Origin of the sequence: Azospirillum sp. TSH64, assembly GCF_003116035.1 — a bacterium.
In the GTDB taxonomy this organism is placed as follows: Bacteria; Pseudomonadota; Alphaproteobacteria; order Azospirillales; family Azospirillaceae; genus Azospirillum.
The window spans coordinates 7,420,644-7,432,762 of sequence record NZ_LGQW01000015.1 but is presented as its reverse complement, the minus strand read 5'-3'; the positions used below and the strand labels follow the sequence as shown (position 1 = coordinate 7,432,762).

The following is a 12,119-nucleotide window of genomic DNA, read 5'->3' as shown; positions in this document are numbered from 1 at the left end:
TGATCTGATCCTCTAAAGTAGAAATAATTATGCTATACTATCCGTAATATCGGTTAATTTCCATCAGATGGGAGGATTGCGGGAAAATCTGCCAGCAGTTTGTCCAGGAATTGCCGGATCGCGGCGTGGCGAAGCCTGCGGTCCGCAGGAAATTCCGGCCCATCGAATCCGTGCAGGTCTGCCGCCGCAGGACCGCAGAGGGTTGTCCGTTGATTTCGCGGGTGCGAAAGGCAAAATAGGACCATGTAATCAGCGCCAAGCGCAGGAGATCAACATGGCCTACTCTTCGATGCAGTCTTCGTCCGGTGAATTGTTTGCGACCGGAACAAAAGAAATCACCCTCTTCCAGCGTGTCGTTCATTGGGTCCACGAACGGATTGAACTTCACCGTGCGGAAAGTGAGCTGAACCACATGTCCGACTCCGAACTGTCCGACATCGGACTGACCCGCGGCGAAATCCACATGGCCGTCCGCCGCAGCATCTGAGTCGGCGTCCGGCGCGGTCTCGCGTACCGGAAAAGCGGATATCGAAAGGTTTGCCCACAGCGTCCGGCGCGAGGCGGCCAATCGAGTCCCGAATGCGGAAAGCCCCGGACAATGCCGGGGCTTTCGCATATGAACCTCCATTAACCTTTTCTTCATGGACCCTGCCCATGCGACGCATATGCCTGGGAAGGGTTGCGCGCTGCAGCATGATTATGGTTAATGCATTTTAACATTACCCCCGGTTCTGTTCTAAAATGGAAACGGGGCGCCTTCGGGAACCCCAATCCTCCGTGAGAGCCGTGGTCGAAGCATGAGTCTCATTCATCGCCTTCAGTCGCTGGAAGCGGAGCGCGATGCCGCCCGGGAGGAAGCCGAGCGCGCCAATCTCGCCAAGTCGAAGTTCCTCGCTGCCGCCAGCCACGACCTCCGTCAGCCGCTCCAGGCTTTGTTCTTCCTGTCCGCAGCCCTTGCCCGCCATGTCGGCGACCACAGCGGCCGCGATCTGCTGTCCCGGCTCGACCAGGGGCTCGACACCATGAAGGGCCTGCTGGACGGGCTGCTGGAGGTGTCGCGCCTGGAAGCGGGGGTGGTGACGCCGGTCCTCGACACCTTCGACGTTGGCGAGCTGACCGACGCGCTCGACGCCGCCTATGGCGAGCAGGCGACCGCCAAGGGGCTGGTCTGGCGGGTGGAGAGCTGCGAGGCGGTGCTGCGCAGCGACCGCGGGCTGCTGATGCAGCTGTTGCGCAATCTGGTCGACAATGCGCTGCGCTACACCGATGCCGGGGCGATCCGCATCCGCTGCCGCATCGATGCCGGGCCGGACGGCGACCGGCTGGCCATCGAGGTTCAGGACACCGGCATCGGCATCCCGCCCGAACATCTCGACCGCATCTTCGAGGAATTCCATCAGGTCGGCAATCCGGAGCGCGACCGGCTGCGCGGGCTCGGGCTCGGGCTCGCCATCGTGCGGCGGCTGTCGCAGCTGCTCGACCATCCGGTCGAGGTGCGGTCGGTGCACGGGCAGGGATCGGCCTTCCGCGTCCTGGTGCCGCTGGCGCCGGCCCGCTTTCTCGCCGGCCGGGCAGGGGGGCCGGAGCGGCCGCCGTCCATCGACCGCCCGCGCCTTGCCGTGCTGGTCGATGACGACGCGGTTGTGCTGCTGGGCTTGCAGACGGTGCTGACCGAATGGGGGTTCCGCGTCGTCGCCGCCGACAGCGCTGACCGGGCAATGGACCGGCTGGAGTCGCTGGGACGGGTGCCGGACATCGTCATCGCCGATTACCGACTGCGCGAGGGTCGGGTCGGCACCGAGGTGATCCGCCGGGTGCGCGCCCGCTACGGTGCCGAGGTTCCCGCCCTGATCCTGACCGGGGAGACCGGCGCCGACACGTTGGCCGACGCCTCGGCCCATGGCGTGGCGATCCTGCACAAGCCGGTAACCCCGCGCCAGCTCCAGGCCGAGGTCGACCGCCAGCTGCGGATCAAGCGCGTGAACGGCATCGCGCAGGCCGCGCAGTAGCTCCGCTCAAGCAGCGCCTTAGATAGCAGCCCCTTAAATCAGCGCACCCTGCCGCGCATCGGCCTCCGCCTCGTCGGCAGGGGCGACATCGCCGTGCTCATGCCCGCCCAGCGCGGTGCGGCCGGCCTCGGTCAGGCGGCAGACCAGCCAGTCCGGCTTCAGCGGATTGTCGAACCAGCGCTCCGCCCATCCCGATTTCAGGCAGGCGTCCACCGTCGGCTTCTTCACGCGCTGCCCGCGCTCGTCGAACAGCGGCAGCTTGCCGCCCGGCTGGTCCAGACCGCGGCGCAGCCATGCCCCCTGAACATCGGACGGGGTGCTGCGGGACGGGGAACGGCGGGGCTTTGCCATGGGACGGGCTGCTCTTGCGGATACGTGAACGGACAGGAAAATCGCCGGCCCCGGCGGGGGCTGTGGCAAAGTGCGGGCATCCTACGCCAAAGCGCGGGGCAGGTGCATCGAAAAGGAGGGAGCCTTCCCCATGCCGGGAACCCGGCCTGTCCCGGCTGGCTGCGGGCGGGGACGGACCGAGGCGCCGCAATACAGGAATATCCAAACAGAGCCTTGACGCCGATCAAAGGCAGGGGTTGCAGTTGGCGATAGGAAGGGCGCGGGCCCGACCGCCGCTCGAATGGCGCTCCTCATCCCGGCCCGTTCAACAAGGACATCGAGATCATGGACGATTGCTCCGCACACGGCCCCATTCCCCTGTCGCTGGACGAGGCGGTCGCCCGCGTCGCACGGGGCTATGGCGCGGTGACCGGGACGGAGGAGGTGCCGCTGCGCCGGGCGCTCGGCCGCGTTCTGGCGGAAGAGGTGGTGGCGCCGGTCAACGTGCCGCCGGCCGACGTCTCGGCCATGGACGGCTGGGCCTTTCCCGCCGAGGCGGGGGAAGGCTTCCGGCGGCTGGACGTCGTCGGGCGGGTTCCGGCGGGATCGACCTTCGACGGCACGGTCGCGGCAGGGCAGGCGGTGCGCATCTTCACCGGCGCGCCGGTCCCGGCCGGGGTCGACACCGTGGCGATGCAGGAGGATTGCCGGACCGACGGCGACGCCGTGCTGGTCCCGGCATCGCTGAAGCGCGGCTCCAACATCCGGCTGGCGGGGGAGGACATGACCGCCGGTGCGGTGGTTCTGCAAACCGGCCAGCGCCTGCGCGCGCAGGAGGTCGGGCTCGCCGCCGCGGTCGGCCGCTCCACCCTGACGGTGCGCAAGCGGCTGACCGTCGTGCTGTTCTCCACCGGCGACGAGCTGCGCGAGCCGGGGACGCCCAAGCCGGACCACGCCATCTATGACGCCAACCGCTACACACTGGCCGCCCAGCTCGACGCGCTGGGGGTGGAGGTGCGCGACCTCGGCATCCTGCCCGACCGGCCGGACGCCACCCGCGCCGCACTGGCCGAGGCTGCCGGCACCGCCGACCTGATCGTCACCAGCGGCGGCGTGTCGGTCGGCGAGGAGGACCATGTCAAGGCGGCGGTCAATGCGCTGGGCTCCATCGACCTGTGGACGCTGGCGATCAAGCCGGGCAAGCCGCTGGCGCTCGGCCGGGTCGGCGACACGCCCTTCCTGGGGCTGCCCGGCAATCCGGTGTCGGCGATGGTGACCTTCCTGCTGGTCGGCCGCCCGCTGGTCCTGCGCCTGTCGGGCGCCAGCGGCATCGACACGCCGCGCAGCCTGGTGGTCGCCGACTTCACCTTCACCAAGAAGCCCGGCCGCCGCGAGTTCCTGCGCGCCCGGCTGGAGCGCGGCGCCGACGGCCGCCCGGTCGCGGTGAAGTTCCCCAGCAACAGCTCCGGCGTGCTGACCTCGATGGTCGAGGCCGACGGGCTGGTCGACATGCCGGCGGAGGCCACGGCGGTGCGGCCCGGCGATCTGGTCGATTTCCTGCCCTTCACCGGCCTGTTCGCGTGACGCTGGAGCAGCTGCGCATCTTCGCCACGGTGGCGGAGATGCTGCACTTCACCCGTGCCGCCGAGGTTCTGCACCTGTCGCAGCCGGCGGTTAGCGCCGCCATCGCCGCGCTGGAGGCGGAGCATGGCCTGCGCCTGTTCGACCGCATCGGCCGCCGGGTCGAGCTGACCGCCGCCGGCGACCTGCTGCACGCCCAGGCCCGCTCCATCCTGGCGAAGGTGGAGGAGGCTGGCACGATGCTGGCCGAGCTGTCCGGCCTGTCGCGCGGGGCGCTGCGGCTGGCGGCGAGCCAGACGGTCGGCAACCATTGGCTGGCGCCGCGGCTGCTGCGCTTCGCCGCCGCCTATCCCGGCATCCGGGTCGATCTGTCCATCGGCAACACCGAACAGGTGGCCGAGGCGGTGCGCGACGGACGCGCCGAACTCGGCATCGCCGAGGGGGCGGTGACCGATTCGGCGCTGGTCAGCGAACCCATCGAGGGCGACCGGCTGCGGCTGGTGGTCGGCGCCGGCCATCCCTGGGCCGGGCTGGGCCGGGTCGGGCGCGAGGAGATGGCGGCCGGGCGCTGGATCCAGCGCGAACCCGGATCCGGCACCCGCGCGCTGTTCGAGGCGGCGATGCGCGGGGTGGGGCTGGCGCCCGACGCGCTCGACGTGGCGATGACGCTGCCCGGCGGCGGGGTGATCCGGGCGGCGCTGCTGGCCGGCGTCGGGGCCAGCGTGCTGTCCGACCTGATCGTCGCCGAGGATCTGGCGGCGGGGCGGATCGTGGCGCTGGATGGGCTGGACCTGCCGGCCCGGCCCTTCCACCTGCTGCGGCACCGCGACCGTTACCGCAGCATCGCCGAGCGGGCGTTCGTGCGCAGCGCGCTGGACGCCGGACAGGCCCCGGCGTCCGATTGACGGTCGTGCCTCAGGCCGTCCGCAGGGCGCGGGTCCCGTAACCGGCCAGCTCGACGGCAGCGAATGCCAGCATCGAAACACCCACCATCGGGAAGAACAGGCCGCCTGCAAGCGCGATGACGATCAGCCCCTTCGGCACGGGCTGGCCCGCCGGCAGGCGCGGCGCGCCCAGGCTGCCGGCCGGGCGGCGCTTCCACCACATCACGATGCCCGACATCGTCAGCCCCACCATCGCCACCAGGGCCGCGAGCAGCACCAGCTGGTTCGCCAGCCCGAATGCCTGGCCCATATGGATGCCGACCCCCCATTCCGCCAGCCGGCCGAACAGGCCCAAATCCTTCAGCTGCATGTCGAACAGCACCGTGCCGCTGTACTGGTCGAGATGAACCACCCGTTCCCGGCTGACGTCGTCGGGATAGACGGAGGCGGTGAAGACGCCGTCCGGCTTGCCTGGGATGGCGATGGCATAGCCCGGCGCCATGTCCAGCGCCTCCACCGTCCGCACCACGTCGTCCAGCTTGGCGGGCACCCCGGCCGCCGACGTGGACAGCGGCGCCGGCTGGTTCTCGACGATCCAGGGCGCACGGTCGATGGTGTCCTTCAGCGGCACTGTGGAGACCGGGTACTTGTCCCAATAACCGTCGGGCATGCCCATGCCGACCGCATAGGCGGCGGCGTAGAACTGCTTGCCCCAATAGCCCGACCAGGGCAGTCCGGTCATCGCCAGGAAGACGATGAAGACGCTGACGAAGAGTCCGGTGACGGCATGCAGGTCGCGCCAGAACACACGCTTGCCCGGCCCTCCGCGCACCGTGACGACACCACCCCTTTGGCCGCCCCTCTGCTGACCGCGCGGCCACCAGAGATAGAGGCCGGAGGCGGTCATCAGCACCATCCAGCCGGCCACCCCCTCGACGACGCGCTCCGCGAACCAGCCGGCATATTGCAGGCTGTGCAGCTTGCGCACGACATACATGGTCGGCGATCCGGCGAAGCCGCCGTCCCACAGGCTGCCCAGCACCCGGCCGTCATAGGGATTGACATAGACGACGTCCTTCAGCCCGTCGGATCCCAGGATCTTCACTTCGGCGGGGCGGTCGGGTGCCGCAGGGGCGCCATAGCCCTTGAGCGTGCCGGGATGGGCCTCCAGCGCCCTGGCGACCAGGGCGGACGGAGCCAGCCGCTCGGTAGCCTGCGGTCTCACGAGGCGCAGCTCGCGGTGCAGCCCGTCGTTGATCTCGTCCTTGAACAGATAGAGGGCGCCGGTCACGCAGAGCAGGATGACGAAGGGGGCGCAGATCAGCCCGGCGAAGAAATGCCAGCGCCACAGCGCACGGTAAAGGGCAGAGCCGATGGCTCCGCCTTGCAGAGTTTGCGTCATGATCGGTCCAGTCGGTCGTCGCGATGCGGGTTCGCCCGGCAGGCGGGCGGCTCAATGCGTCGGATGACGGCCGGATGGCGGGGCTTGCGACTGGAAGGGCTTGAGCGGCTTCGGGCGGTGCGGCTGTACGGGCTCCGGCGATTCCGCTGGCAACACCGGCATCGCCGGCAGCACCAGCATCTGCAACGCCGGCAGCAGGACGAGAAACTGCCCGAGCCAGTTGCAGGGCAGGTGGAGCGGCGGCAGGTCCCGCTTCTCGCTCTGCCCGCCGTCCGGCAGCGGCAGGCCGTCATGGTCCGCCGGCAGATAAACCAGCTCGCTGCCGGTGCAGATCGCGACATAGCCGTCGCGGTCGGCGGCCCCGGCATAGGGTGCGGCAAGGCGAACGAACAGGCTGAGGCTGAGCGCGAGTGCAAGCGCCAGCCCCCACCGTTCCTGCAGCCTGCGGCAATGAGCCAGCATCGGTTTCCGTTCGCCAGAGAGCCCGAAAGCCGTCGATCGTTATCCGATCCGCGGCCAGCGGACAAGTGCCGGTGGAAGCACCGCTCTCGACAAGCGTGGTGGTACCCATACAGCCTAACGGTACATCGGCGGTTCGCCATATCGCCACGACCGGGTTATCGGCGCTATAACCGGGCGATCCCGCTTCCGGTTGTAAGGCGACATGATGGCACGGCTGTTGACGCTGCTTTGGGTTCTGGTGGTGATGGCGATGACGGCCGGCCCGGTCCGTGCGGACTATACGCCGCCCGGCGCCCTCTCCGACGCTTCCGCCTATGCCAACGGGCTGCTGCTGAAATCGCCGCCGCAACCGAAACCGCAGGTGATCGCCGATCTGCTGAAGCAGGCGCGCGCCGCCCGCGACCGCAAGGACATGGCCGGCGCCATCCAGGCCTATGAGAAGACGATCACCCAGGGCGGCGGCTCCCCGTCGGTCTGGCTGGAGCTGAGCGCCGTCTGGCAGGCCGCCACCCCGCCCAACCGGGACCGCGCGCTGCAAAGCGCCGTGATGGCCGGCCAGTTCAACCCGAAGGACGAGGAGCGGGTCGCCATCCTCTGGCGCATCGCCACCCTGATGGACGAGGCCTTCGGCAAGCCGGACGAGGCGGTCAAGGCGCTGAGGTCGATCCAGGAGATCGCGCCGAAGATGGAGGCTGCGACCCTCGACACCCAGGCGCCGAAGCTGGAGGAACGCATCGTCGCACTCCGCCGCAAGGCCGGGCTGGCGCTGACCGGCGTCACCGTCAATGCGGAGGGCAGCAGCCCGCGTGTCTGCTTCCAGTTCAGCGACCGGCTGAGCGGCAAGCAGGGCGTGCGCTTCGACGACTATGTCCGGGTGGAGCCGGCGACCAAGACCGCCATCGAGACGCGCGACAACAGCCTGTGCCTGCGCGGCGTCACCCATGGTTCCGGCTACACCGTCACCCTGCGCCAGGGTCTGCCCGGCGAGGACGGGGTGAACCTGAAGGCCGACGAGACCCAGCGCGTGCGCGTGCCCGACCGGCCGTCGATGGCCGCCTTCCGCGGCTCCGCCTACATCCTGCCGCGCAAGGGGGCCGACGGCATCCCGGTGGTCAGCGTCAACACCGACCGTCTCGACGTGTCGGTCTACCGCATCGCCGACCGCGCCCTGGTGTCCAACAAGTATGAAGGCAACATCTTCAACGAGCTGACCAGCTATTCCGCCGACCGGCTCGCCCAGGAGAATGGCGAGCTGGTGTGGTCCGGCTCGCTGGAGGTGAAGGGGGAGCGCAACCGCGACACCACCGCGGCGATCCCGTTCCGGCAGGCCGTCGGCGACGATCCCAAGGCCGGCCTCTATGTCGTCACCGCCCGCCCGCATGACGTGGAGGAGTCCGACCGCTGGGATGCGCTGGCGACCCAGTGGGTGCTGCTGTCCGACATCGGCCTGACCAGCTTCCGCGGCGCCGATGGGCTGACCGTCTTCGCCCGCTCCTTCGGCACGGCCAAGCCGCTGCCGGGGGTCGATGTGGCGCTGGTCGCCCGCAACAACACCGAACTGGCCCGTGTCAAGACTGACGAGTTCGGCCGCGCCCGCTTCGCCCCCGGCCTGTTGAAGACCGGCGGCAACGCACCCGAGATGGCGATGGCCTATCTCGGCACCGATTTCGCCATGCAGGATCTGACCGGCGCCGCCTTCGACCTCAGCGACCGCGGGGTCGGCGGGCGTCCGGCGCCGGGACCGATGGACGCCTTCGTCTATGCCGACCGTGGCGTCTACCGCCAGGGCGAGACGGTGAACCTGTCGATCCTGCTGCGCGACGACAAGACCGAGGCGGTCGACAACTTCCCGCTGACGGTGAAGGTCCTGCGGCCCAGCGGCACCGAATATTACAGCGGCGCCCTGAAGGGCCAGGAGGCCGGCGGCTTCTTCCTGCCGCTGACCCTGACCCGCACCGCACCGCTCGGCGGCTGGGAGGTGCAGGTCTACAGCGACCCGAAGGGCGAGCCGATCGGCCGCGGCTCCTTCCAGGTCGAGGATTTCGTGCCGATCAAGCTGGCGCTCGACGTGACCGCCAGCGCGCCGATCCTGGTTCCGGGCCAGCCCTTCGAGGTGACGGCGCAGGGCCGCTTCCTCTACGGCCCGCCGGCCGCCGGGCTGGAGGGCACCGCCGAGGTGGCGCTGAAGACCGACCCGATGCCCTATCCGGCCTTCAAGGACTATCGTTTCGGCCGGGTGCAGGACAACCCGACCGAGCGGCTCGACCCGCTGGAATTCCCGACCACCGACGAGCAGGGCGTGTCGCACATCGCCGTGACCCTGCCGGAGGTGCCTGACACCAGCAAGCCGCTGCGCGCCGACATCCGCGTCACCCTGTCCGAGCCGGGCGGGCGCCCAGTCCACAAGTCGGTCAGCGTGCCAGTGCGGCCCAAGACCCACGCGCTGGGCCTGCGCCCGCGCTTCTCCGACGGGCGCGTCGGCGAGGGCGGCGATGCCGCCTTCGATCTGGTCGCCGTGGCGCCGGACGGCAGCGCCGTCGCCAAGCCCGGCATCAAGTGGGAGCTGGTCGAGGAACGCGTGTCCTTCGTCTGGTTCCGCCGCGACGGCCGTTACAGCTACAACGCCACGGTGCGCGACATCCCGCTGGCCTCGGGCAGCGTCGATGTCGCCGCCGACAAGCCGGCGGTGGTGGCGCTTGGCAAGCGCGACTTCGGCCGCTACCGGCTTGAGGTGACGGACAAGGCGGCGGGCGTGGCCAGCTCCTACCGCTTCTACTCCGGCTGGGCCAGCGGCGACGAGACCGCCGACATCCCGGACAAGCTGGAGGTCTCCACCGACAAGCAGTCCTACAAGCCGGGCGAGACCGCCCGCATCCGGGTGGCGCCGCCCTTCGCCGGCGAACTGCTGGTGACGGTGGCGACCGACCGCATCTTCGACGTGCGCACCATCTCGGTTCCGGCCGAAGGCGCGACGGTGGAGATCCCGGTCGATGCCGCCTGGGGTCCGGGCGCCTATGTGACCGCCACCGCCTACCGCCCGCCGGTCAAGGGCCGCGAGCGTCAGCCGGTGCGCGCCATGGGTGTGGCCTGGGTCGGCGTCGATCCGTCGGTGCGCACCATGACCGTCACGCTCGACGCCCCGCAGGTGATGCGCCCGCGCAGCCGGCTGGAGGTGGGGGTGAAGGTCGCCGCCGCCGATGGCGGGAAGATCGAGGACACCTATGTCACGCTGGCCGCGGTGGACGAGGGCATCCTGCGCCTGACCGACTTCGCCAGCCCGCAGCCGGAGAAGCATTATTTCGGCAAGCGCCGGCTGGGGCTGGACATCCGCGACGATTACGGCCGGCTGATCGACCCGCTCGACGGCCCCTATGGCGCCATGCGCCAGGGCGGTGATTCCAGCGGCGCCGGGCTGCCGGTGGTGCCCTTCACCGTGGTCTCGCTGTTCCACGGGCCGGTCAAGGTCGGCGCCGACGGCACCGCCCGCATCGGCTTCGACGTGCCGGACTTCAACGGCGAACTCCGGCTGATGGCGGTGGCCTACAGCCGAGGCCGTGTCGGCTCCGCCGCCGGGCCGGTGACGGTGCGCGATCCGCTGGTCGCCGACGCCATCCTGCCGCGCTTCCTCGCCCCCGGCGACGACAGCCGCGTTACCTTGTCGCTGCACAATGTCGAGGCGGCGGCCGGCACCTATGAGGTCGCCGTCACCGCCCAGGACGCGGTGGCGGTGGAGGGCGGCAATCTGTCGGTTCCGCTGGCGAAGGGCGAGCGCAAGACGCTGATCGTGCCGCTGAAGGGTGTGGCCGCCGGCATCGGCCATGTCGCCGTGGCGGTGAAGGGGCCGGAGAATCTGTCGCTGAACCACGACTACGGCATCACCGTCCGCCCGGCGCGGTCGGTGGAGACCCAGTTCGTCACCCGCCAGATCGCTCCGGGCGAAAGCGTCCGCTTCGACGGGGCCGAGCTTGCGACCTACCTGCCGGGAACCACCAGCTGGTCGGCCAGCTTCACCACCGCACCTCCCTTCGATGTTGCCGGCATCCTGCGGGCGCTCGACCGCTACCCGTTCGGCTGCCTGGAGCAGACGGTCAGCCGCGCGCTGCCGCTGCTGGTGGTGCGCGACGTGGAGCTGGCGCTGGGCAAGGACCGCAAGCCCGACGACGGGCTGGAGGCGCGGGTCCAGCAGGCGATCTCCCGCACGCTGGACAAGCAGCGCTTCGACGGCGCCTTCGGCCTGTGGGGGGCCAATGACGAGGCCGACGGCTGGCTGACCGCCTATGCCGCCGAGTTCCTCGTCCGCGCCAAGCAGAAGGGCGAGGCGGTTCCCGACAAGCCCTTGACCGACGCCCTGAACTGGCTGCGCCAGCGCGCCATCGCCAGCGCGTCGGAGCCGGGGGATCTGGCGGTGCGCGCCTATGCCCTGCACACGCTGGCGCTGGCCGGCGTCTCGCTGCCCGGTCCGGCGCGCTACCTGCACGACACAGCACTGGAGAAGCTGCCGACGCCGCTCGCCAAAGGGCAGCTGGGTGCGGCACTCGCCCGCATGGGCGACCAGGAGCGGGCGGCCAGCGCCTTCGACAGCGCCGTTGGCCATCTGGCGCGCGAGGAATGGCATGTCGATTACGGCTCCACCGTCCGCGACTCTGCGGCGCTGGTGGCGCTGATGACCGAGGTCAACATGGCGGGCACCCGCATCCCGGCGCTGATCGACCGTCTGCCGGCGTCGGCCACCGCCGCCAACCGCACCAACACGCAGGAAAAGGCGTGGTCGGTGCTGGCCGCCGACGCGCTGCTGCGCGGCGCGCCGGCCAAGGCGGAGATGACGCTGGGCGGTGCGAAGAAGGACGGCGCGCGGGTCGATCTGACCCCGACGCTGGCCCAGTTGAAGGCCGGCATCCCGGTCGCCAACGCCGGCAAGGCGGCGGTCTGGCAGGCGGTGTCGCTGTCCGGCGTGCCGGTGGCGCCGCAGCCGGCGGCGCGCGAGGGGCTGCGCATCAAGCGCAACTTCTTCACCCGCAAGGGCGAGGTGCTGAACCTCGACACCATCAAGCAGAACGATGTGTTCGTCGTCGTGCTGGAGGGCGAGGCCAACACCAAGCTGTTCCACCAGGGCATGGTGACGCATGCGCTGCCCGCCGGCTGGGAGATCGAGAACGCCAAGCTGGGCGGCGGCACGCCGGAGGAGATGGCGTGGCTGGGCGACCTCAGCTACACCCGCACGACCGAGGCGCGCGACGACCGCTATGTCGCCGCGGTGGATTTGACGGAGGACCAGCAGACCTTCAAGCTGGCCTTCATCGTCCGCGCCATCACCCCCGGCACCTACGAGCTGCCGGGTGCGACGGTTGAGGACATGTACAAGCCGCGCTTCTTCGCCCGCCAGACCACCGGGCGGATCACCGTCCGTCCGGCGGAGTGACGATTGGCGCCGGCTTGGGTGCGTAATGTCCG

General features: G+C 69.8%; 8 protein-coding genes. 4 read left to right on the top strand and 4 right to left on the bottom strand.

What is annotated here, in order from left to right:
* Positions 1-37: 37 nt before the first annotated feature.
* Complete coding sequence (locus TSH64_RS36520; protein ID WP_247873334.1) at positions 38-568, bottom strand: hypothetical protein; 531 nt, start codon at positions 566-568, stop codon at positions 38-40.
* Between the two features lie 229 nt (positions 569-797).
* On the opposite strand from TSH64_RS36520, the gene TSH64_RS34560 reads away from it, so the two are divergent.
* On the top strand, positions 798-2,009 hold the full coding sequence (locus tag TSH64_RS34560) for a hybrid sensor histidine kinase/response regulator (RefSeq protein WP_109452024.1): 1,212 nt from the start codon (positions 798-800) through the stop codon (positions 2,007-2,009).
* A gap of 33 nt (positions 2,010-2,042) precedes the next feature.
* Here the strand turns inward: TSH64_RS34560 and TSH64_RS34555 are convergent, their stop codons facing one another.
* Positions 2,043-2,360 (bottom strand): hypothetical protein, encoded by a 318-nt coding sequence (locus tag TSH64_RS34555; RefSeq protein ID WP_109452022.1) that lies wholly within the window; start codon positions 2,358-2,360, stop codon positions 2,043-2,045.
* Positions 2,361-2,684: 324 nt separating this feature from the next.
* Between TSH64_RS34555 and glp the strand changes: the two genes are divergently transcribed.
* Entirely contained in the window at positions 2,685-3,923 is a 1,239-nt protein-coding gene (glp, locus tag TSH64_RS34550) for a gephyrin-like molybdotransferase Glp (protein WP_109452021.1), read from the top strand.
* On the top strand, positions 3,920-4,825 hold the full coding sequence (locus TSH64_RS34545; RefSeq protein WP_109452020.1) for a LysR family transcriptional regulator: 906 nt from the start codon (positions 3,920-3,922) through the stop codon (positions 4,823-4,825). Before glp ends, TSH64_RS34545 begins: the two co-directional genes overlap by 4 nt.
* Before the next feature lie 10 nt (positions 4,826-4,835).
* Here the strand turns inward: TSH64_RS34545 and TSH64_RS34540 are convergent, their stop codons facing one another.
* On the bottom strand, positions 4,836-6,206 hold the full coding sequence (locus tag TSH64_RS34540) for a PepSY domain-containing protein (protein WP_109452019.1): 1,371 nt from the start codon (positions 6,204-6,206) through the stop codon (positions 4,836-4,838).
* Between the two features lie 51 nt (positions 6,207-6,257).
* Positions 6,258-6,668 carry a hypothetical protein gene (locus TSH64_RS34535; RefSeq protein WP_109452018.1) on the bottom strand — a complete coding sequence of 137 codons (411 nt, stop codon included), beginning with the start codon at positions 6,666-6,668 and terminating at the stop codon, positions 6,258-6,260.
* A gap of 202 nt (positions 6,669-6,870) precedes the next feature.
* Between TSH64_RS34535 and TSH64_RS34530 the strand changes: the two genes are divergently transcribed.
* Complete coding sequence (locus TSH64_RS34530) at positions 6,871-12,087, top strand: alpha-2-macroglobulin (RefSeq protein WP_109452017.1); 5,217 nt, start codon at positions 6,871-6,873, stop codon at positions 12,085-12,087.
* Positions 12,088-12,119 lie beyond the last annotated feature (32 nt).

Bases quoted from the DNA above. Each gene is read 5' to 3' on its own strand.
- TSH64_RS34560 (WP_109452024.1), top strand. From the start codon at position 798: ATGAGTCTCATTCATCGCCTTCAGTCGCTGGAAGCGGAGCGCGATGCC.
- TSH64_RS34555 (WP_109452022.1), bottom strand. From the start codon at position 2,360: ATGGCAAAGCCCCGCCGTTCCCCGTCCCGCAGCACCCCGTCCGATGTT.
- glp (WP_109452021.1), top strand. From the start codon at position 2,685: ATGGACGATTGCTCCGCACACGGCCCCATTCCCCTGTCGCTGGACGAG.
- TSH64_RS34540 (WP_109452019.1), bottom strand. From the start codon at position 6,206: ATGACGCAAACTCTGCAAGGCGGAGCCATCGGCTCTGCCCTTTACCGT.
- TSH64_RS34535 (WP_109452018.1), bottom strand. From the start codon at position 6,668: ATGCTGGCTCATTGCCGCAGGCTGCAGGAACGGTGGGGGCTGGCGCTT.
- TSH64_RS34530 (WP_109452017.1), top strand. From the start codon at position 6,871: ATGATGGCACGGCTGTTGACGCTGCTTTGGGTTCTGGTGGTGATGGCG.